Origin of the sequence: Streptosporangium sp. NPDC002524, assembly GCF_040295985.1 — a bacterium.
Classification (GTDB): domain Bacteria; phylum Actinomycetota; class Actinomycetes; order Streptosporangiales; family Streptosporangiaceae; genus Streptosporangium.
In genome coordinates, this window is record NZ_JBEOWK010000020.1 from 1 (window position 1) to 20,972 (window position 20,972).

Annotated in this window: 15 protein-coding genes; 9 read left to right on the top strand and 6 right to left on the bottom strand. The window is 72.9% G+C overall.

Annotated features, from left to right (window positions below):
- Positions 1–101 precede the first annotated feature (101 nt).
- Genes ABT053_RS30085 through ABT053_RS30100 form a run of 4 tightly spaced genes read right to left on the bottom strand, consistent with a single transcriptional unit; the run spans position 102 to position 6,230 of the window.
- Positions 102–1,940, bottom strand: a complete 1,839-nt coding sequence (locus ABT053_RS30085; RefSeq protein ID WP_350973463.1) for a glycosyltransferase family 2 protein — start codon at positions 1,938–1,940, stop codon at positions 102–104.
- Positions 1,937–3,895: a glycosyltransferase family 2 protein gene (locus ABT053_RS30090; RefSeq protein WP_350973464.1), complete on the bottom strand. Its 1,959-nt coding sequence runs from the start codon at positions 3,893–3,895 to the stop codon at positions 1,937–1,939. The genes ABT053_RS30085 and ABT053_RS30090 overlap by 4 nt, the downstream gene beginning before the upstream one ends.
- Positions 3,895–5,751 (bottom strand): glycosyltransferase, encoded by a 1,857-nt coding sequence (locus tag ABT053_RS30095; RefSeq protein ID WP_350973465.1) that lies wholly within the window; start codon positions 5,749–5,751, stop codon positions 3,895–3,897. The genes ABT053_RS30090 and ABT053_RS30095 overlap by 1 nt, the downstream gene beginning before the upstream one ends.
- Positions 5,748–6,230, bottom strand: a complete 483-nt coding sequence (locus ABT053_RS30100; protein ID WP_350973466.1) for a hypothetical protein — start codon at positions 6,228–6,230, stop codon at positions 5,748–5,750. The genes ABT053_RS30095 and ABT053_RS30100 overlap by 4 nt, the downstream gene beginning before the upstream one ends.
- A 419-nt stretch (positions 6,231–6,649) precedes the next feature.
- Between ABT053_RS30100 and ABT053_RS30105 the strand changes: the two genes are divergently transcribed.
- On the top strand, positions 6,650–8,395 hold the full coding sequence (locus tag ABT053_RS30105) for a glycosyltransferase (RefSeq protein ID WP_350973468.1): 1,746 nt from the start codon (positions 6,650–6,652) through the stop codon (positions 8,393–8,395).
- On the opposite strand, the gene ABT053_RS30110 is transcribed toward ABT053_RS30105, so the two are convergent.
- Positions 8,379–9,191: an SAM-dependent methyltransferase gene (locus tag ABT053_RS30110; protein WP_350973470.1), complete on the bottom strand. Its 813-nt coding sequence runs from the start codon at positions 9,189–9,191 to the stop codon at positions 8,379–8,381. The genes ABT053_RS30105 and ABT053_RS30110 overlap by 17 nt on opposite strands.
- Before the next feature lie 79 nt (positions 9,192–9,270).
- On the opposite strand from ABT053_RS30110, the gene ABT053_RS30115 reads away from it, so the two are divergent.
- Positions 9,271–10,608 carry an MFS transporter gene (locus tag ABT053_RS30115; protein WP_350973471.1) on the top strand — a complete coding sequence of 446 codons (1,338 nt, stop codon included), beginning with the start codon at positions 9,271–9,273 and terminating at the stop codon, positions 10,606–10,608.
- A gap of 12 nt (positions 10,609–10,620) precedes the next feature.
- Here the strand turns inward: ABT053_RS30115 and ABT053_RS30120 are convergent, their stop codons facing one another.
- Entirely contained in the window at positions 10,621–12,159 is a 1,539-nt protein-coding gene (locus tag ABT053_RS30120) for a glycosyltransferase family 2 protein (protein WP_350973473.1), read from the bottom strand.
- A 215-nt stretch (positions 12,160–12,374) separates the two neighbouring features.
- On the opposite strand from ABT053_RS30120, the gene thrC reads away from it, so the two are divergent.
- The 7 genes from thrC (at position 12,375) to prfA (ending at position 20,969) form a co-directional block, all read left to right on the top strand.
- Complete coding sequence (gene thrC / locus ABT053_RS30125; protein ID WP_350973475.1) at positions 12,375–13,433, top strand: threonine synthase; 1,059 nt, start codon at positions 12,375–12,377, stop codon at positions 13,431–13,433.
- 38 nt (positions 13,434–13,471) lie between these two features.
- On the top strand, positions 13,472–14,425 hold the full coding sequence (gene thrB / locus ABT053_RS30130; protein ID WP_350973476.1) for a homoserine kinase: 954 nt from the start codon (positions 13,472–13,474) through the stop codon (positions 14,423–14,425).
- Between the two features lie 468 nt (positions 14,426–14,893).
- Positions 14,894–16,996 (top strand): transcription termination factor Rho, encoded by a 2,103-nt coding sequence (gene rho, locus ABT053_RS30135; RefSeq protein ID WP_350973477.1) that lies wholly within the window; start codon positions 14,894–14,896, stop codon positions 16,994–16,996.
- Positions 16,997–17,279: 283 nt separating this feature from the next.
- Entirely contained in the window at positions 17,280–18,599 is a 1,320-nt protein-coding gene (locus ABT053_RS30140; RefSeq protein ID WP_350973479.1) for a sensor histidine kinase, read from the top strand.
- 55 nt (positions 18,600–18,654) lie between these two features.
- Positions 18,655–19,299, top strand: coding sequence for a response regulator transcription factor (locus ABT053_RS30145; protein ID WP_350973683.1), 645 nt, complete (start codon positions 18,655–18,657; stop codon positions 19,297–19,299).
- Positions 19,300–19,578: 279 nt separating this feature from the next.
- The gene (gene rpmE / locus ABT053_RS30150) at positions 19,579–19,797 is read left to right on the top strand and encodes a 50S ribosomal protein L31 (RefSeq protein WP_344744661.1); all 219 of its coding nucleotides are present in this window, start codon (positions 19,579–19,581) and stop codon (positions 19,795–19,797) included.
- A gap of 119 nt (positions 19,798–19,916) precedes the next feature.
- Positions 19,917–20,969, top strand: coding sequence for a peptide chain release factor 1 (prfA, locus tag ABT053_RS30155; RefSeq protein ID WP_350973481.1), 1,053 nt, complete (start codon positions 19,917–19,919; stop codon positions 20,967–20,969).
- Positions 20,970–20,972: the final 3 nt, after the last annotated feature.

Below are 20,972 nucleotides of genomic sequence, written 5' to 3' on the forward strand. Positions count from 1 at the left end.
CGCCCGGTTATCCGGAGCGTCCTCGGCGGCGGGACGCGGCGGCGGGACGCGGCGGCGGGACGCGGCGGCGGGACGCGGCGGCGGGACGCGGCGGCGGGACGTCAGGGGCCCTCGGTGAGCCTGCGGAGGCGGCGGAGACGGCGGGTGGCGCGGCCGAGCAGGGAGCGCTGCTGGGCCTGGCGCAGGGCGACGGCCTCCAGGCGGCGCTGTTCGGCCTTCTCCTTCCACCTCACGGTGTCGCGGCTGCCCTTGGCGGCGGCGGCCCGCAGCTCCTTCAGCTCGGCCTTGAGGGCCGCCACCTGCCGCTGGGCCCGCTCGGCCTCCCCCGCGTGCGACTCGGCCGCGGCCTTCCAGCGCGCGGCCTCCCGGTTGCGGTTCACGGCCCAGTAGGGGTACGCGCGGGCCGCGGGCCGGAACTTCCACGACTCCGCGTCCAGCCAGGTCGCCCCGTGCAGGTCGGCGATGACGTCGTCGAGCCGCTCGCCCTCGCGGATCACGCGCGTGGCCCTCGCCACGGCGGAGGTCCGCTCCAGGCGGGCGGCCAGGACTCCCGACTCGTCCTCGTCCAGCGCCACGAGCAGCAGGCCCTCGTCGTCCTTCTCCGCCTGCTCGATCAGCTTGGCCAGCGAGTCCGCCCCCGGCACCCACCCGGCCGGGCAGACCAGGCGGAACGGCGCGGGCGCCGAGGTGGCGGGGACCCGCTCGGCGAAGGAGACGCGGCCGTCGTGGGCGTACTGGCCGCGCAGCAGCCGCAGGTCGAGCAGCGGGTCGTCCAGCGGTGCCGGGCGCTCGCCGGTCAGCGACGCCCACGGCCCGGTCAGGGTGACGCTCACGTCGGGCAGGGTGCTGGCCAGCGCCCCGTCGGCGCTCGCCCTGACGTCCTCGAAGGAGGCGCCCGCGGCGTCCACCACGACCTCGACGTAGGGGACCAGCCACTGCCGGCCCGCGTCGGTGCGCAGGTGGCGCCGGTACGGGATCCGGTCGGCGATGAACGGGTCGTTGTGCCGCCTGACGTCGGCGGGCCTGCGCATGGCCGTCGTCGTGCCCAGGTGCCAGCTCAGCGCCCCGGCGTCGGGGACGAACACCGCGCCCGCCTGGGTGAGCCGGTAGCCCAGCTCGGTGTCCTCGCCGAGGGCCAGGGAGGTGTCCATCCCTCCCGTCTCCCTCAGCAGGGCGGCGGGCAGCGAGACCGTCGCGCCCACGTGGACGCGGTGCAGCAGGGAGCTGGGCGCGTCGCGGAAGTCGCGGTGGGCGGCGACGAGCTCGCCGATCCAGTCGTGCCCGTGCTCGGGGTCCTCCTCGAAGAGCAGGCCCGCCCTGTCCTTGGCGACGGCGATCTGGACCTCCGCGGGGGTGGGCGGGATGCCGGCCATCGCGGTGAAGCGCAGCGTCCCCATCACCACCAGGTAACCGGCCAGATGGTGCCAGCGCATGTGCGCCTCGACGTGCTCCCGGTAGGAGACGATGTCGGCGTCCATCCGGTGGATCACCTCGCCGCCCGCGACGGCCGTACCGGCCTCCAGCGCGTGGGCGATGCCCCGGCGGCCGGAGGGGTCGCCGACGATCCGGGTGTGTTCCGGGGCGATCGCGGGGAGCCGGAGCGGAGGCGAGCTGCCGTCGTCCACGACGATCACTTCGAGGAGGTGGGAGGGGTAGGTCTGGGCGGCGAGCGCGGCCAGCGTGAGGTCGAGTTTGTCCTGGCCTCCCCTGGCGGGGATCACGACGCTCACCGTCAGGCGCGGCTCCCACGTGCCGGGCGCGGGCACGGCCAGCACCCCGTAGTCGTTGCCCGGGATGCGCGGCGCGTGCGGTGCGTCAGGAGAGAACGGCGGCGTGTACGGCGCGTCAGGAGAGGTCCGCGGCGCGTGCGGTGCGTCAGGAGCGTCGTGAGAGGACGGCGGCGTGAACGGCGCGTCCGGGGGGATCCGCGGCGTGCTCACGGTGCCTCCTGGGGGAGTTCCATGAGCGCGCTGGGCCGGAAACCGCGCCACTGGCGCTTGTTGCGCCGCAGGAACGTGCCGATCGGCTCGCGCCAGGTGTGGTTGGCGGCGTTGCCGCGCCGCAGGATGTAGCCAAGGCCCTGGGTGCGGTAGATCTGCCCGCCCGCGGCCTGCACGGCGTGCTGGAACTGGGCGTCGATCGTGCCGGGCATCGGGCGGAAGCCGCCCACGGCCTGAAAGGCGGAACGTTCGGAGAAGATGGTTCCCCCGGCGATGAAGTTGGTGATCTGCTCGGTGATCTGCTCGCGGTGGACGGTCACCCCGATCGAGGCGAGATAGACGAACTCGGGGACCATGCCCACGACCTGGGCGCCCGAGTAGGAGTGCGCCAGCACCAGGTCGGAGACGAAGTCGGGCCCGTACCAGTCGTCGTCGTCCATCTTCAGCAGGAACGCCCCCGACGCCCTCGCCGCGGCCTGGTTCAGCACGGTCCCGAAAACGGTCCCGCCGTCGGCCTCGACCACGGTGACCGGCCGCTCGAAGGAGGCCAGGGCCCCGGTCACGCCGGGATGCGTCGCGGGGACGCCGTGCAGCGTGAGGATCACCTCGAACTCGGCGCCGCGCTGCCTGGACAGCTGTTCCAGCGCGAAGCCCACCATGTCCGGGCGGCGGGTGACGAGCAGCACCGAGACCGTCGGCACGGGCGCGGCGGGGGCGCCCAGCTGCTCCCAGCGGGCACGCACCCCGTGGACGCGCAGCGCCTCGCGGCGCAGCCGGATGCTGTGCTCCTCGCGTTCCAGGTCGTCCTTGAGCGCGGGCACGCCGACCGAGGTGATCAGCCTGGTCAGCTCGGGGCCGAGGGCGCCCGCCCAGCGCGGCACGGTCTCGGAGACCAGGGGCACCCCGGCCGCCGCCAGCCCCGTGACGACCCGCAGCGCGGCCGCCGGGCCGGTGTGGCTGCGCTGCCAGTCCACCCGTACCCCCCTGACCTGCCTGATCCGGCTGACGTCCACGTCCGTGACGCGGCCGGAGGCGTCGAAGGAGGTGAGCGTCCTGCCCTCGCAGGTGATCGCCCAGCGGCCCGACTCGACGGACAGGTCGGCCGTGCCGAGGGACGGCACGGTGACGAAGTTCATGGGATTGACCGAGCGCTCGTCGACCGGGGGGATGGTCCGGGGCTCGGACAGGTCGCCCAGGCCGTTCCCCAGGATCCTGCCGCCACCGGGACGGCCGAGCCTCTCCCAGGTCATCAGCCCGGCGACCGGGCGGTCCACCGTGGTCTCGCCGACAGCCTCGCCGACGGCCTCGCGGGTGGTCTCCGCGCCGTTCCAGGACGGCGGCTCCTCGCCGACCGTGCGCACGACCAGGTCGGCGCCCCGGGCGCCGAACCTGTCGGGTACGGGGCCCGTCAGGGGTGCCGGGGCCGCGTTCGGGTCTCCGGGGCGCCAGTGGGCCGCTCCCGGCCCCGCCAGGCCGCCGACGGGCCCGGCGACGGCGTCCATCCGGTGCCCGCCGAACGCCCTCGCGGTCGCGGCGAGCGTCCGCCCGGCCGGCACCGGCTTGGAGAAGCTCGCCTCGACCACCCAGGCGTGCTGTTTCGGCTGGTGGACGCGGAGCTCCACGAGAGCGCGCCAGCGGTGGGCGGGCGTGGGGGAGAGCACCGGCGCGGTGTACCAGTACGGCGTCTCCCGTACGGCGACCACCACCCGGGGGGCCATGGGCAGCAGCGACTGCAGGCTCGCGGCCCTGCGGAGGTCGGTCGCCGTGCGGGCGAGCACCAGGATCTCCGCGGCGCCCTCCTCGGCGCGCGGGACGCCGTCGAGGTCGCCGTCGAGGTCCATCGCCCCGTACGGCTCCAGCTCGCCGAGCGTCTCGAAGCCCGCGCAGTAGACGAGGACGCGTTTCTTGCCGCTCCGCTCCAGGGCGGCGCGTACCAGTTCGGTCAGAAAGGACATCAGCCGGTCTTCCCCCGACGCCTGGCCACAGAGGTGATCCTTCCCAGCGGGCCGCGCCGCCGCTCGCCCGCCAGGCGCCCGGCCTCGGCCCGCAGCCGTTCCGTCTCGGCGCGGAGGCTCTCGACCTCGCCCTTCAGAGTCTCCGCCTCGCGCTTCCAGCGCGCGGAGTCGGCCCGCCACTTCGCGGTGTCCCCGGCGACGGGCTCCGCCTCGTCGGCGGTCGTCACGCCGACCTCGGCGGCGCCCACCCAGAGCGAGCCGAACATCTCGTGGACGGCGTCGTCGAGCCCGCCCTCATCGCTGCCGCCGGGTCCCTCGCTCACCAGCGCGGCCCTGGCGAAGGCCGCGGTGCGCTCGAACCTGGCCGCCCTCACCCCCGAGGCCCCCTCGTCGAGCGCCGTGCTCAGCAGCCCGTACTCCTCACGTTCGGCGAGTTTGACCAGCTCGGCCAGGCTGTCGGCGCCGAGTGCCCATCCGGCGGGGATGGTGAGCCTGAACGGCGCGGGCGCGGAGCCCGCGGGCGCCTCCTCGGTGAAGGACACGCGCGGTTCGTGGACGTACAGGTTGCGCACCAGGCGCAGGTCGAGCAGCGGCTCGTCGAGGGAGGGGCGGCGCCCGGCGGGCAGCTCCGTCCAGGGCCCGACCACGGTGACGGCGACGTCCACGAGGGTGCCCGCGAGCGCGGAGTCAACGCTCGCCCGCACGTCCTCGTAGGAGGCGCCGCGGGCGTCGACGACGACGTGCACGTACGGCACCAGCCAGGCCCTGCGCGGGTGGGTGCGCAGCCAGCGCAGGTCGGGGATGAGGTCGGGCAGCACCGACCAGTTGTGCCGGTGCACCTCCTTCTCCCGGATCATGACCGTGGACGGCCCGAGGTGCCAGGCGCGGGCCTGCGGGTCGGGGACGAAGACCGCGCCCGCCTGCGCGAGACGGAAGCCGAGGTCGGTGTCCTCACCCATGTTCAGCGTGGTGTTCACCCCGCCGACCGAGCGCAGCAGCGCCACGGGGACCGAGGTGGTGGCGCCCGAGTGGAGCCGGTAGGCCCCGGCGCCCGCGTCCCGCAGCCACCGGGTCTCCTCCAGCACCCCGGCCCGCCACTCGTGCGGCGCGGACTCGTCGAACAGCTTCTCCGCGTCCCCGGCCTCCACCGCGGAGAAGACCTCCCTGGCCGAGGGGCCGGCCCCGTCGTGGGCGGAGGGGGTGAAGCGGACGTCGCCCATCACGACGGCGTAGGGGGCGAGGTGGTGCCAGCGCATGTGCGCCTCGACGTGCTCCCTGTCGAGGATCATGTCGGAGTCGACCCAGTGCAGGACGTCGCCCGCCGCCGCGACGGCGCCGGTCTGGCGGGCCCAGCCCCGTCCCCAGCGGCCCTCGGGCACCCGGACGAGCCGGGTGTTGGCCGGGGTGATCTCGGGGACGCGCAGCGGCGGGTCACTGCCGTCGTCGGCGACGACCACCTCCATGAGGTGCGCGGGGTAGGTCTGCGCGGCCAGCCCGGCGAGCGTGCGGTCCAGGGCCTCCTGGCAGTCGTGCGCCGGGATCACCACGCTCACCCTGAGCCGGGGCTCCCATCCGCCCAGGTCGGGCGGGAGCAGCGACCCGTAGTCGTTGTGCCTGACCCTGGCGCGCGGGACGGCGGCCCGGCTGTTTCGCGCGGCCCGGCCGGTCCTGTCGGTCCGGCTGTCCCGATCGGTCCGGTCGCTTCGAGCGGCCTGGTCGGTCCCGTCGTCTTGATCGCTCCGGGCGCCTTGATCCGTCCGGTCGCTCCGATCCGTCCGGCCGGTTCGATCAGCCCGGTCGGCGCGTGGGCGGCCGGGCGGGGCGGCGGCGGAGGTGGCGAGGTCAGTCCCGGTCACGCCTTCCCCTCCGTCTTCTCCTCCGTGGCCCGTCCGGTCCCGGCCTCCACCGCGGCCAGGCGCGGCAGCAGGTCGTGGACGATCTCCTCGATCTCCTGGCGCCGGGGTACGGAGGCCAGCCGGTCCTCTCCCAGGGAGACCAGGATCGCCTGCAGGTCCTCGTCCCGCTTGTGCTCGTGCTCCTTGAGCAGCTCGACGATCTCGTCGAGCCGCCGGTCCAGCCGCTGGGCGGCCGTCTTGACCGTGGCCAGCTCCGCCTCGTAGCGCTTGACCCGGGCGTCGATCCGCTGGGCCTTGCCGTCGACCCTGCGTACGGTCGCGACCGCCAGCACCTGGACGGCGAGGACCGTCGCGATCGCGCCGAGCACGATGGCCGCCGTGACCGAGACGATCCCGGTGCTCGCGAGCAGCGCCAGCGCGATCAGGAACACCGGGCCGAGTATCGCCGCCAGAAGCGTCAGTTTTCGGGGCGTGGGCATCCGCGCTTACCTTCCGTGCCGCTCGGTCTTTACCTGTCCTTGTGGGTGATAAATGAGGTTATCTGCTCCTCAAGTGCGAATATGGCGATAAATAGGAAACTCGAAGGTTCCTGTGACCTGTGTGACAGCTGTGAGCCTTTGGCGGTGATCCTCGATGTCAAGTGGGAAGTGTGGCGAGAAGGGATCTTCCCGCCTCGCTATCCTTCGCTCGTGCCCGCGCAGCCGACCGCCCTCCCCCCGCCCCCTCCCACCACCCCGGTGAGCCTCCCACGGCCGGCGCCGGGGGCGCGCGTCCCCGGATTCAACGGGCTCCACGGGCTTCCCGGGCTCTTCGTTCGCCTGGTCCTCACGGCCCGTTCCCCGCGCGTCGCGCCGAACCGGTGGCACGGTCCCCGCCCGAACCCGATCCTGGAAGCCTCATGACAGCACGGATCGCCGGTAACGACTACCGGAGCCTCACGCCGCCCGCCCTGGGCTCCTGGACCCCCTCGCTCCGGGTCAGCGTCGTCGTTCCCGCGTACGGCGACCAGGAGAAACTCGACCTGACGCTCGCCGGGCTGGCCACGCAGACCTACCCCGCCGCGCTGACCGAGGTCGTCGTGGTCGACAACGGCAGCGACCCGCCGCTGCGGCTGCCCGCGCTGCGCCCGGCGAACACCCGCCTGATCGTCTGTCCCGTCCCCGGCCGAGCCCACGCCCGCAACGCCGGGCTGGCGGCCGCCACCGGCGACGTGATCCACTGGCTCGACTCCGACGTGGTCCTGGACCGCAGGTCGGTCGAGGCGCACATGCGCTGGCACCACGCCGCCCCGTATCTCGTGGTGACCGGCTACCTGCGCTTCACCCCGGCCGCGCTGCCGGCCCCCGAGGTGGTCGCCGCCGCCGACGACCTGGCCAAGCTCTTCGAGCCCGCCGAGCCGCACGCCTGGCTGGTCGACCTCGTCGAGCGCACCGACGGCCTCACCGCCAACCCGCACCGCGCGTTCAGCCTGCACGTCGGCGGCGCGACCTCGGTCAACGCGGCGCTGCTCGCCGTCGCGGGGCCGATGGACACCGACCTGATCCTCGGCCAGGACACCGAGATGGGCTACCGGCTCGCCCAGGCGGGCGCCGTCTTCGTGCCCGAGCCGCTGTCGCGCGCCTTCCACCTGGGCCCGACCATGCGCATGCGCGACAAGGCCCCGATCGACCGGGTCAGCCACGCCTTCGTGGCCGACCGGATCCCGTCCTACCGCTGGCTCCGCTCCCACCCGGCCAGGCAGTGGAAGGTGCCGTACGTGGAGGTGGTCGTCGAGCCCGCGGGAGGGGGCTACACCTACGACGGGGTGCGCGCCACCGTCGACGCCGTGCTCGCGGGCACCCTGCCCGACGTCGCGGTCACCCTCGCGGGGCCGTGGGATCGCGTCGGGGCCGAGGGGCGCGCTCCCCTGAAGGACCCCGACCTGGACCTGGTGCTGATCCGCGGCCACTACGCCCACGAGCCCAGGGTCCGCTTCGCCGGAGAGGTCCCCGCCGTCGTCCCGGCCCTCCCCGCCGACCGGCCCGGCGGCCCCGCCGCGCCTTCGGGCCCCGCCTGGGCGGTCCCGTACCGCCTGCGGCTGCCCGCCGGATGGGTGCCCGGCGAGGACACCCTGGCCCGCCTGCTCGACCTGGCCAGGGACGAGGGGTACGGCCTGGTCTCGGTGCTGCTGGCCGAGGGGGAGGGTGAGACCGGGCGGATCGCCGGGGCGGGCGCGGGTGGCACGGGCTCGGGGAGGGCGGTCGTCAGGGCCCGCCTGGAACGTGCCGCCGCGTTCGCGCGCGCCGCGATCGTGCTGGCGGAGGGGGAGGACCTCGACGACGCCGTGAACGACACCTTCGGCGTGATCTGGGTGGACGGCGAGACCTACGGGTTCGTGCCCGAGGCCGGTGCCCTCACCGGCCGTCGCGGCGCCTACCGGGCCAGAGCCGAGGCGGAGGCGGAGGCGGCCCGTCTCGTCAAGGAGGCGGAACGACTCCGCGAACAGGTGGCCAGGTGGCGCGACGAGGCGGGCCGCTGGCGCAGGAGCACGGTCGAGCTGCGGCGCGAGGTCGGCACCCTGCGCAAGGAGCTGGCCGCGGCGAGGAAGGTCGTCCAGTACGGGCTGCTGTCCTCCGTGAAACGGGCCATCATCCGCCGTCGCTGACGACGCCCACGCCCCCCAGGAAGTAGGAGCCGATGCCCCTGTAGGGCACGGCGGTGCCGGGCGTCGGACGCCATTCCGGCAGGTTGACGATGCCGGGTTCGAGCACGTCGAAGCCGTCGAACAGGCGGACGATCTCCTTGCTCGTACGGGCGACGAAGGGCGAGGAGGCCCGGTCGTAGACCTTGACCACCCCGTCCGCGGCCTCCGGGCGGGCGTCGATCGCGACGTGGGACAGGACGAGGTGGCTGCCGGGCGCCATGGCCTCGCGCAGGGCGGCGACGATGCCGAGGGGATCGTCCGCGTCGGGGACGAAATGCATGATGGCCAGCAGGAGGATCCCGACGGGCCGGGCGAAGTCGATCGTCGCGCGCACGTCCGGGTGCTCCAGGATCTCCCCGGGCCGGCGGACGTCCCCCTCGACGATGGTCACGTTCTCGTTCTTGCCGAGGATGGCCCTGCCGTGGACCAGGACGGTCGGGTCGTTGTCGACGTAGACGACCCGCGCCCCGGGGGCGACCTGGTGCACGTTGTTCTGGGTGGGCAGCCCGGCGCCGATGTCGAGGAACTGGTCGATCCCCGACTCGGCGAGGAGGCCGACCGTGCGGCCCAGGAAGGCGCGGTTGGAACGAGCGCTGTGCCGGATCTCGGGGATGATCTCCAGGACCTTCTCCGCCGCCTCCCGGTCGGCGGGGAAATTGTCCTTGCCGTCCAAGTAGTAGTCGTACATGCGCGCGACGTTAGGAATGTGTGTTTGGACACCCTTGGGTATCTGGTCGGTCACGTGCCGCTCCCGCATAATGACATTTCCAGAATTGTGTAGATCATAGCGAGTCAAAACATTGGAGAAGCCTTTACCGGACTGGCAGGATCGCGACATGGCCGCCTCCCCCTCGAGCCGTGTGCTCGGCCTCCGGCTCGCCGACGGCATCGGCCGCGGCAACATGTGGGCCTGCCTGTCCATGGCGTTCGCCTCGACCACGATCATCTCTTTCCTGCCCGCCGCGCAGCCGTACATCCTGGGCGGCGTCCTCGGCGTGGACGGCGCCGACCAGGGAAAGACCGTCGGCCTGCTGGGCGTGGCCGCCGAGATCGCGATGATCGCGAGCCTGGCCTGGTACGGCGCGCTCGCCGACCGGCACGGCCGCAGGCCCGTCGTGGTGGCCGGGTTCGCGCTGTGCGCGCTGGGCGTCGCCCTCTTCCCGTTCGCCGCGAACACCACCGTGCTCGTCGCGCTGCGCGTGATCTTCGCCCTCGGCGTGGCCGCGCTCAGCGCGATGCTGTCCACGGTGGCGATCGACTACGTCCGCGACGGCTCCCGAGGCAAGTCGTACGGGATGATCGGCCTGTTCAGCGGGCTGGGCGCGATGCTCGCCGTGCTCGGCCTGGTCCGCCTGCCCAAGGTCTTCGAGGACTCGGGGATGGCGCCGGTCTCCGCCGCCCGCGTCTCGTTCCTGATCATCGCGGCGGCCGTCCTCGCGGTCGCCGCGCTGATGTGGTTCACCCTGTCGAAGGCCGCCGTCTCCGGGCCTCCCGAGGGGGCCGCCGGGCGCGTCCCGCTGTCCCGCCTGGTCAGGGAGGGCGTCGTGCTCGCCCGCGACCCCGGCGTGGCGCTGTCGTACGCGGCGGCGTTCGTCGCCCGCGCGGACCTCGCGGTGGTCGTGGGCTTCCTGTCCCTGTGGGTCGTCGATTACGCCACGGGCGAGCGCGGCATGTCCGGCGCGGAGGCCCTGGCCCGCGCCGGGGCCGTGGTCGGGGTCGCGCAGACCGTGGCGGTGGTCGCCGCCCCGCTGTTCGGCTGGCTGGGCGACCGCATGCGGCGCCAGGACGTGGTCATCCTCGCCCAGGCCGTCGCGGCGCTGTCCTACCTGTCGACGTTGCTGGTCGACGACCCCCTCGGCTCCGGCATGATGCTGGTGGCCGTGTTCATCGGCCTGGGGGAGATCGCCGGGATCACCACCGCCGGGCCCCTCCTGGCCCAGCAGGCACCCGCCGCGGTCCGCGGCTCCGCCTACGGGGTGCAGACCTTGTGCGGAGCCGTCGGCATCCTCACCGTCTCCGCCCTGGGCGGCTTCCTCTACGACGCCTGGCGCCCGGCCGCGCCGTTCGTGGTGTCGGGCACGCTCGGCCTGCTCGTCGTCGCCTTCGGGCTGGCCGTACGGCGGCGTGTCACGCCCCTGCCGGAGAGCCGGGAGAGCGCGGGCGCCCCCGCCTGACGACCCCCCGGCTCAGTTCTTGAGCGCGGTGCGGAGCCTGCCGAGGAGGGAGTCGCGGCGCCGCTGCTCCTGTTCGGTGACCCGCCCCTGGGCCTGAGCCGGGGCGGGGGCCGGGGCCGGGCTCTTGGGCGCGGCCGGGACCCGGGCGGGGGCGGGGGACTTGGGAGCGGCCGGCCAGAACTCCGGCCGGTCGCCGCGCCGTACGCCGTGGGTGGCCCCGATCGACGCGGCGACGTCGTCCGCGCCGAGCAGTCTCGCCCGGCCCAGCGCCTCGGTCCGCTCCAGGGTCGCCTCGCCGTCGCCGCCGAGATCGGCGACGACCATTCCCAGGCGGTTCTCCTGCATCACCCGGATCATCCGCTCCAGCGTGTCGCGTCCCAGCGGGACCGAGACCGGGCCCGTGTAGCGGAACGGGATCGGGGCGGGGGTGGCGGAGACCTCGTCGGCGAACCGCACCCGCTCGTCGTGGGCGAAGTGCTCGCGCAGCAGCCGCAGGTCGAACAGGGGGTCGTCCAGCACCGGCCTGCGGTCCCCGGACAGCTTCGACCAGGGGGCGACCAGGGTGACGATCACGTCGCCGAGCGACCCGTCGAGCGCGGCGCCCACCGCCTCGCGCACCCGCTCCTCCGGCCCGTCCACGCGGAGCACCACCTCCACGTACGGCACCAGCCAGTGGCGTCCCCGGTCCTTGCGCAGGTCACGGCGGAGCGGCACCCGGTGGGCCAGGTAGGGGGCGACGACGCGCACCGCCCGCTGCGGGTCGCGGCGCTGGGCGGGAAGCCCCAGATGGACGGCCTGGGCGTCCATGTCGGGGACGAAGACCACGCCGTGCGCGGCGAGCCGGTAGGCGAACTCGGTGTCCTCGCCCCGCAGCACCCCGGGGTCCACCCCGCCCACGGCCTGGAAGATCTCGCGCCGCATCGACACCGTCGGCCCCGTGCACACGTGGTAGGGGTTGCGGCTCGCCCGCAGGCCGTCGGTGCGGGAGATCGTCTGCTCGGTGGAGCTGGGCAGGGCGGCCGACAAGTCGAAGAGGGACTCCAGCGAGCCCGCGCGCACGCCCTCGTGGACCCGGGCGGCCGTCAGCGGCGGCTCCTCCACGAACTTCTTCGCGCCGATCGTGACCAGGTATCCGGCCAGGTGGTGCCAGCGGGCCAGCGCCTCGATGTGCTCGCGGCAGACGACCATGTCGGCGTCGAGACGCTGGATGATCCGCCCCTCGGCGAGGGCGGCGCCGGTGTTCACCGCGTGGGCGATGCCCCAGCCGGAGGAGCCGGTGGTCACGATCCTGGCGCCGCCCGGGGCGATCTCCGGCAGCCGCAGCGGCGGCTCGCTGCCGTCGTCGACCACGATCACCTCCATGAGGTGGTCCGGGTAGGTCTGCGCGGCCAGCGCGGCGAGGGTGAGATCGAGCCTGTGCTGCCCGCCGTGGGCCGGAATGATCACGCTCACCGGGAGCTCCGGATCCCACCCGCCGAGCGGGGGCGGGTCCAGGGGCGAGTAGTCGTTGTGCCGGATCGGTGGCAGGTCCGCCGCCGTGCCGCCCGTCATGATGTGACACCCCTTGTCGTGGTCCCCGTCTGTCAACCTCTGTCAAGCCCCGCAGACCATACCGGCCGATCCTTAGAGTTCCCTGGATACAGGACGCCCGGCTTGTCCATTTGGTGGACAACACATCCCGGACCCGAGCGGGTTACCCGTAGACTCGTTTCCCAATACCGCAGGTAGCACGCGCACGGACCGGCCGCGCGCGGTGAGGAGCAATCATGACCAGGGCGTGGCGTGGCCTCATCGAGGAGTACCGTGACCGACTGCCGGTGACCACGGCGACGCCCGTCGTCACGCTCCTGGAGGGCGGCACCCCGCTCGTCCCGGCGAACCGGGTGTCGGCGCTGACCGGCTGCGAGGTCTACCTGAAGGTCGAGGGCCTCAACCCGACCGGAAGCTTCAAGGACCGTGGCATGACCATGGCCATCAGCAAGGCCGTCGAGGACGGGGCGAAGGCCGTCATCTGCGCCTCGACCGGCAACACCAGCGCCTCCGCCGCCGCCTACGCGGTCCGCGCGGGCCTGACCTGCGCCGTGCTGGTGCCCCGGGGCAAGATCGCGATGGGCAAGCTGGCCCAGGCGCTCGTCCACGGGGCCAGGCTGCTCCAGGTCGAGGGGTCCTTCGACGACTGCCTGGAGATGACCAGGAAGCTGTCGGAGAACTACCCGATCGCGCTGGTCAACTCGGTGAACCCGTTCCGGCTCCAGGGCCAGAAGACCGCCGCCTTCGAGATCGTCGACGCGCTCGGGGACGCCCCCGACATCCACTGCATCCCGGTCGGCAACGCGGGCAACATCTCCGCGTACTGGATGGGCTACACCGAGTACGCCGGTGACGGCGTCGCGACGCGGACGCCGCGCATGTTCGGCTTCCAGGCCAGCGGCGCCGCGCCGATCGTCGGCGGCGCGCCGGTGACCCACCCGCACACGATCGCCACCGCGATCCGCATCGGCAACCCCGCCTCCTGGCAGCTCGCCGAGGCCGCCCGCGACGAGTCCGGCGGGGTGATCCAGGCCGTCACCGACCGCCAGATCGCCGCCGCGTACAAGCTGCTCGCCCAGGAGGAGGGCGTGTTCGTCGAGCTCGCCTCCGCCGCCAGCGTGGCGGGCCTCCTGCAGGCCCACGCGCAGGGCCTGGTCGAGCCCGGCCAGCGCGTCGTGTGCACGGTGACCGGAAACGGCCTCAAGGACCCCGACTGGGCCATCTCGGGCGCGCCCACCCCGGTGACGATCCCGATCGACGCGCACGCCGCGGCCACCGCCCTCGAACTCGCCTAGTGGACCTCAGCGGCCCCCACGGCCTCTTCGGGACCCCGATGACCGGCGGCACGGCGAGGGCGACCGTCCACGTCCCCGCGACGTCGGCCAACCTCGGCCCCGGATTCGACACGCTGGGCCTCGCCCTCGGCCTGCACGACGAGATCGAGGCCGAGATCCTCGATTCCCCCGGCGTCGAGATCGCCGTCGAGGGCGAGGGGGCCGGTGAGCTCGACCCGGGCGAGGGGCACCTCGTCGTCGCCACGATGCGCGCGACCTTCGACAGGATGGGGTTCCCGCAGCCGCGCGGCATCCGGCTGCGCTGCCTCAACCGGATCCCGCACGCCCGCGGCCTCGGCTCCTCCTCGGCGGCGATCTGCGCCGGGATCCTCGCCGCCCGCGCGCTGGCCACGGCCCCGTACGCCGGGGACCACCCGCCGGAGGCGTCGCCCGGGCTGACCGACGACGGAGCCCTCGCGCTGGCCACCGAGATCGAGGGCCACCCCGACAACGTGGCGCCCTGCCTGGCGGGCGGGCTCACCGTCGCCTGGACGGACGCCGGGGGCGCGCCGCACCTGGTGCGGCTGCTCCCGCACGAGGCCGTCAGGCCCGTGGTCCTCGTTCCCGCGCACCGGCTGTCGACCGAGACCGCCCGGGGGCTGCTGCCCAAGGAGGTCCCGCACGCCGACGCCGCCGCGAACGCCGGCCGGGCCGCGCTGCTGGTCGCGGCGCTGACCGCCAGGCCCGAGCCCGAACTGCTGCTCGCCGCCACGGAGGACCGCCTCCACCAGGACTACCGCGCGCCCGCGATGCCGCACACCGCCGACCTGGTACGACGGCTGCGGAGGGCGGGCGTGGCCGCGGTCGTCTCGGGAGCGGGTCCCACGGTCCTTGCGTTCTCGACGAGGAATACGCAGGATTTGATCGCACCGGAAGTGGGTAATGACTGGCACATCCAGCCACTGGAAGTCGAAACCAGGGGCGCCCGCGTTGTTTCTCTTGAGACACGCTGACGACTCTTCGACCTTCAGGGAATAGCTGTGTGCGCTGGTGATGTTAGGCTGATAGCCGCACCAGGTGCCCCGCGTTGGGTGCGTGCTTGTCAGCCACACATCGCTGCATCATGTCTCACCTGGTGAGACATGAGCGCCGCAGTGGCCTCCCCGAATCCGTCGCCTCCGAATGCTCCAGAATTTCGGTTGGGGCAACGAGAAGCGGCGTTTTAGGGGACATGCGCGTTCGATCTACCTCGACATCTGGTTGCCGGTAGCAATCCGGGGGGGTGTCCTCCAAGTCCCACCGTCGGCGATTCTCGATGGTGACGGCCTGGATCCGCCCTTCTCCGACAGTGGCGGCGGCTCTCCATGGGCCGCCGAGGATCGCGACGTGCAACCCGACCCGGTCTGTCCCACCGGGTCGATCGCACCACCGGGACGATTGGCTGATCATGGCCACGCCCGACCCCTGGGAAGGACCCATTAGTGAGCGACACCACCGAACTCCTCTCCGACGTCACCGGCACGGCGCCGGCGTCCGGCGACACCCCCACCCGCCCCGCGGCCAAGCCGCGCCGTCGCTCCGGCACAGGCCTTTCCGCCATGGTGCTGCCTGAGCTGCAGGCCATGGCCTCCGGCCTCGGCATCAGCGGGACCGGGCGGATGCGCAAGAGCCAGCTGATCGCGGCCATCCAGGAGAAGCAGGGCGTCTCCACCGAGAGCGCCCAGGCTCCCGCCGCCGTCAAGGAGACTCCTGTCGTGGCCGCCCCGGCCGTCGTGGCCGAGCCGGTCGCCGAGCAGCGTCCGGCGCGCACCCGCAGGGAACGTTCCCGCCCCGTCGTGGCCGCCGAGCCCGTCGTGGAGCAGGCGCCCCCCGCCCCCGAGCCCGTGGCCGCCGCCGTCGTCGCGCCCGAGCCCGTCGCGGAGCAGCAGACCATCGACACCGCCCCGGCCGAGGGCCGCGGCGAGCGCGAGAGCCGTCGCGAGCGCGGCGAGCGCCGTGGCCGCAACGGCGAGCGCGGCAACGACCGCCGTGAGCGCGGCGAGCGCGGCGACAACCGCCCGGAGAACCGGACCGACACCCGGAGCGACAGCCGCGCCGACCAGCGCGCCGCCGACGCCGGCCAGAGCCGCGGCGAGCGTCTCAACGACCGCGGCGACCGTGGCGAGCGCGGTGACCGGCTCAACGACCGTGGCGAGCGCGGCGAGCGGTCCAACGACCGCGGCGAGCGCCTCAACGACCGCGGCGACCGTCCCGGAGACCGCGGCGACAGGGGCGAGCGCGGCGACCGCGGTGACCGGGGCCCGCAGAACCGGGGCCCGCAGGACCGCAACGACCAGCACGGCGTGGGCGACGACGACGACCGTCGCGGGCGCAGGGGCCGGTTCCGCGAGCGCAACCGCCGGGGCCGCGAGCGCTTCGACAGCAACGAGCCCGTGGTGGGCGACGACGACGTCCTCATCCCGATCGCCGGGATCCTGGACATCCTCGACAACTACGCGTTCGTCAGGACCAGCGGTTACCTGCCGGGTTCCAACGACGTCTACGTCTCGCTGGCCCAGATCCGCCGCAACGGCCTGCGCAAGGGCGACGTCGTCACCGGCGCCGTCCGCCAGCCCCGCGACGGTGAGCGCCGCGAGAAGTTCAACGCGCTCGTCCGCCTCGACACGGTCAACGGCATGGACCCGGAGCAGGCCCGGCAGCGGCCCGACTTCAACAAGCTCGTCCCGCTGTACCCCCAGGAGCGCCTGCGCCTGGAGACCGAGCCCAACATCCTGACCACCAGGATCATCGACATGGTGGCCCCGATCGGCAAGGGCCAGCGCGGTCTCATCGTCTCCCCGCCCAAGGCCGGCAAGACGATGGTGCTCCAGTCGATCGCCAACGCGATCACCCGCAACAACCCCGAGTGCCACCTGATGGTCGTCCTGGTGGACGAGCGTCCGGAAGAGGTCACCGACATGCAGCGGTCGGTGAAGGGCGAGGTCATCCACTCGACCTTCGACCGCCCGGCCGAGGACCACACCACGGTCGCCGAGCTCGCCATCGAGCGCGCCAAGCGCCTGGTGGAGCTCGGTCACGACGTGGTCGTGCTGCTCGACTCGATCACCCGTCTGGGCCGCGCCTACAACCTGGCGGCCCCGGCCTCCGGCCGCATCCTGTCCGGTGGTGTCGACTCCACCGCGCTCTACCCGCCGAAGCGGTTCTTCGGCGCCGCCCGCAACATCGAGAACGGCGGCTCGCTGACGATCCTCGCCACCGCGCTGGTCGAGACCGGCTCCAAGATGGACGAGGTCATCTTCGAGGAGTTCAAGGGCACGGGCAACCTGGAGCTCAAGCTCAACCGGCAGCTCGCCGACAAGCGGATCTTCCCCGCGGTGGACGTCGACGCGTCCGGCACCCGTAAGGAGGAGATCCTCATGGGCAAGGACGAGCTCCAGATCACCTGGAAGCTCCGCCGCGTGCTGCACGCCCTGGACATGCAGCAGGCCCTCGAACTCCTCCTGGAGAAGATGAGGGAGACCAAGTCCAACGCGGAGTTCCTGCTCCAGGTGCAGAAGACGACGGTCAGCTCCGAGCGCGACTGATCACTCGCCCCACCTCGGACGCCCCGGCCCCTCCGGCCGGGGCGTTCGCGTTTCCGAAGTCCCTTGTGCGGCCCCGCACTTCGGGATATCCCTACTTCAGGACGCCCTTTCCCCCGCCCGGTCCCCGGGTCCGCGCCCGCGACGCCCGCGGCGCGCGGACGGCACGCGAGGAGGGCGGCACGCGAGGGCGTACGACGCGTGAGGGACGGCAGGGACGGCGGGGACGGCAGGGACGACCGGGACACGGGCGGCGACGACGGGCTATCGGGGACAGGGGAGGCGCATGACGGCCGAGACGCTGGCAGGCACGACCGTGGTCAGGACGCCGCTCAGGCGGCGCGTGCCGCTCGGCCCGAACGGCCCCCTGGGCATGCTCGTCGACCCGATGACCTGGCGGGCCGTCCCGTACCTGCTGGTCAGCGTGTTCTACGGCCTCGCCTGCTTCGCGTTCCTCGCGTCGGTGATCCCGGCCGCCCTGGTGATGGTGCTCGTGTGGGTCGGGCTGCCGCTGCTCGCCCTGACCATGCTGGCCTGGCGGGGCGCCGCGATGCTGGAGCGCCGGCTCCTGCGGCTCGCCTTCGGCGTCGACATCCCCAGCCCCTACCGGCCCTCCGAGGGCGACAACCTGTTCCTGCGCTGGAAGGACATGTTCGTCGATCCCGCCACCTGGAAAGATCTCCTCTACCTCCTGCTGCTGCTGCCGATCGGGATCGCGGAGTTCACCGTCACGGCGGTCCTGTGGATCCTCGGGCTGGGCCTCACGGCCCTGCCGCTGCCCCTGCTGCTGGCCGGGCAGCCGATGACGCCCCTCGCCGGGCTGCCGATCGACAGCGTGCCGAGGGCGCTGCTGTGCGCGCTGGTCGGGTTCGGCTTCCTCCTCGCCGCCCTCTACGCGACCCGGGGCATGGCCTGGCTGCACGGCATGCTCGGCGTCGCCCTGCTGGGGACGAGCGAGAAGAACCGGCTCGCCGCCCGCGCCGCCCACCTGCGGGCCAGCCGGGCCCGGGGGGTGGACGCGGCCGAGGCCGAGCGGCGCCGGATCGAGCGGGACCTGCACGACGGCGCCCAGCAGCGGCTGCTGTCGGTGGCGATGGACCTGGGCCGGGCCCAGGCCAAGCTCGACTCCGACCCCGAGGAGGCCAGGGAGCTCCTGGCCCAGGCGCACCGGGGCACCAAGGCCGCCATCGCCGAGCTGCGCGACCTCGCCAGGGGCATCTACCCGGCGATCCTCACCGACAGGGGGCTGAGCGCGGCCCTGTCGTCCCTCGCCGCCCGCGCGCCCGTACGGGTGGACCTGTCGGTGGAGGTCTCCCACCGGCCCCCGCCCGCGGTGGAGAGCATCGCGTACTTCGTGGTGGCCGAGTGCCTGAGCAACCTGGCCAAGCACTCCGAGGCGACCGAGGCGTTCATCCGGGTGAGCCGCCGGGACCAGCGGGTGATCGTCGAAGTCTACGACAACGGGGTCGGCGCCGCCGTGCCCCGGCCGGGCAGCGGCCTCGCCGGGCTCGCCGACCGGGCCGCGACCATCGACGGCACCCTGACCGTCGACAGCCCGCTGGGCGGCCCCACGATGATCAGGGCGGAGTTGCCCTGCGAATGGTGAGAGTCGCCCCGCGAACGGTGAGAGTCGCCCCGCGAACGATGGGAACGTGGGAACCATGCGGGTGGTGATCGCCGAGGACTCGGTGCTGTTGCGCGAGGGGCTGGCCAGGCTGCTGGCCGACGGGGGCATCGAGACCGTCGGGGTGGCGGGCGACGGCCCAGGCCTGGTCGCGGTGGTCGACGAGCACGATCCCGACCTCGCCGTCGTCGACGTGCGGATGCCGCCGACCCACACCGACGAGGGGCTGCGCGCCGCCCTGGAGGCGAGGGCCCGGCGGCCGGGGCTGCCGATCCTCGTCCTGTCGCAGTACGTCGAGGAGCAGTACGCCACGGAGCTCATCGGCGGCGGCGCCGCGGCGGTCGGCTACCTGCTCAAGGAGCGGATCGCCGACGTGGCCGAGTTCCTCGACGCCGTACGCCGGGTGGCGGCCGGGGGGACGGTGATCGACCCCGAGGTGATCGGGCAGCTCCTGAGCCGCCAGCGCAGGGGCGACCCCCTGGAGTCCCTGACCGCCAGGGAGAGCGAGGTCCTCGCCCTGATGGCGGAGGGACGCTCCAACACCGCGGTCGCCGGGCGGATGCTCGTCACCGAGGGCGCCGTGGAGAAGCACATCTCCAGCATCTTCGGCAAACTCGGGCTGGAGCCCGCCGCCGACGACCACCGCCGGGTCCTCGCCGTGCTCGCGTACCTGGGAAGGTGACGGCCTGGGGCCCCTGGTTTTCTCGCGGGGGTGCTCCCGTCGCGGATATCGCGGCCCGCAGGGGGCCGTGAGCATACCGTGTCCGTTCCGGAGCCGCAGGTCACCGGGGCCGGGGAATGTCTTGTGGCCTGGGGTGGTTGGAGGATCTGGCACACTGGTAGCCGAACCGTAGCGGTTCCGGTTCCCGCCCGCGCGCACCTCGGTGTGCTCAGCGCGCAAGCCCCACAGGCGAGAGACAGTGGCGACCCGGCGACCGCGTTTTGGAGAGGAAAAGGCGATATGAAGCCCGATATTCACCCGGAGTACAACGCCACTCAGGTGACCTGCACCTGTGGTAACTCCTTCACCACCCGCAGCACCGCCAAGAACGGCGTGATCCACGCCGACGTGTGCTCCGCCTGCCACCCGTTCTACACGGGCAAGCAGAAGATCCTGGACACCGGCGGCCGGGTGGCGCGCTTCGAGAAGCGCTTCGGCAAGAAGCCCGCGGGCCAGTAGCTCTCATCCCGGCGCCGGCTCGGATAACCCCACTCGTGGGGTGCCCGGGTCGGCGTTCGTGGTGATGAGGCAGGCTGACCAGGGCTTTCACGGCCAGGGCTTTCAAGGAAGGACGCACGGTGAATCTCGACGAGCTGCTCAGTGAGTACGCCGAGCTGGAACTCAAGCTCGCCGACCCCTCCGTGCACGCCGACCAGAAGCAGGCCCGCACCTTCGGCAGGCGCTACGCCGAGCTGACCCCGATCGTCGCCACCTACCGCGAGCTCGAGGGCGTCCAGTCCGACCTCGGCACGGCCCGGGAGCTGGCCTCGGAGGACGAGGGTTTCGCCGAGGAGGCCAAGGAGCTGGAGGCGCGGATCCCCGAGCTTGAGGAGAAGCTCAGGCATCTGCTCGTCCCGCGCGATCCCAACGATGACAAGGACATCATCATGGAGATCAAGGCGGGCGAGGGCGGCGAGGAGTCCGCCCTGTTCGCCGGGGACCTCCTGCGGATGTACCTGCGGTACGCCGAGCGGATCGGCTGGAAGACCGAGATGATCGACGCCACCCACTCCGACCTCGGCGGTTACAAGGACGTCACGATCGCCCTGAAGGCGAGGGGCGACGAGGGCGTCTGGTCGAGGCTCAAGTTCGAGGGCGGCGTGCACCGCGTCCAGCGGGTCCCGGTCACCGAGTCGCAGGGGCGCATCCACACCAGCGCCGCCGGGGTGCTCGTCTACCCGGAGGCCGAGGACGTCGACGTCCAGATCGACCCGAACGACCTGCGCATCGACGTCTACCGCTCCAGCGGTCCCGGCGGCCAGAGCGTCAACACCACCGACTCGGCCGTGCGGATCACGCACGTCCCGACGGGTGTCGTCGCCTCCTGCCAGAACGAGAAGAGCCAGCTCCAGAACAAGGAGTCGGCGATGCGCATCCTGCGGGCCCGCCTGCAGGCGATCGCCGAGGAGGAGGCGAACGCCGCCGCCATGGCCGAGCGCAAGTCCCAGATCCGCACGGTCGACCGCTCCGAGCGCATCCGCACCTACAACTTCCCCGAGAACCGCATCTCCGATCACCGCGTCGGGTTCAAGGCCTACAACCTCGACCAGGTGCTCGACGGAGACCTCTCGGCCGTCATCCAGTCCCTGCTCGACGCCGAGATGGCGGAGAAGCTCGCCGCCCATTCATAGAAC

What these genes read in the sequence shown, in the direction of transcription:
- ABT053_RS30115 (WP_350973471.1), top strand. Translation starts at nt 9,271, where the DNA reads ATGGCCGCCTCCCCCTCGAGCCGTGTGCTCGGCCTCCGGCTCGCCGAC.
- thrC (WP_350973475.1), top strand. Translation starts at nt 12,375, where the DNA reads ATGACCAGGGCGTGGCGTGGCCTCATCGAGGAGTACCGTGACCGACTG.
- rpmE (WP_344744661.1), top strand. Translation starts at nt 19,579, where the DNA reads ATGAAGCCCGATATTCACCCGGAGTACAACGCCACTCAGGTGACCTGC.
- ABT053_RS30140 (WP_350973479.1), top strand. Translation starts at nt 17,280, where the DNA reads ATGACGGCCGAGACGCTGGCAGGCACGACCGTGGTCAGGACGCCGCTC.
- thrB (WP_350973476.1), top strand. Translation starts at nt 13,472, where the DNA reads ATGACCGGCGGCACGGCGAGGGCGACCGTCCACGTCCCCGCGACGTCG.
- ABT053_RS30120 (WP_350973473.1), bottom strand. Translation starts at nt 12,159, where the DNA reads ATGACGGGCGGCACGGCGGCGGACCTGCCACCGATCCGGCACAACGAC.
- ABT053_RS30145 (WP_350973683.1), top strand. Translation starts at nt 18,655, where the DNA reads ATGCGGGTGGTGATCGCCGAGGACTCGGTGCTGTTGCGCGAGGGGCTG.
- ABT053_RS30110 (WP_350973470.1), bottom strand. Translation starts at nt 9,191, where the DNA reads ATGCGGGAGCGGCACGTGACCGACCAGATACCCAAGGGTGTCCAAACA.
- ABT053_RS30105 (WP_350973468.1), top strand. Translation starts at nt 6,650, where the DNA reads ATGACAGCACGGATCGCCGGTAACGACTACCGGAGCCTCACGCCGCCC.
- ABT053_RS30090 (WP_350973464.1), bottom strand. Translation starts at nt 3,895, where the DNA reads ATGTCCTTTCTGACCGAACTGGTACGCGCCGCCCTGGAGCGGAGCGGC.
- ABT053_RS30100 (WP_350973466.1), bottom strand. Translation starts at nt 6,230, where the DNA reads ATGCCCACGCCCCGAAAACTGACGCTTCTGGCGGCGATACTCGGCCCG.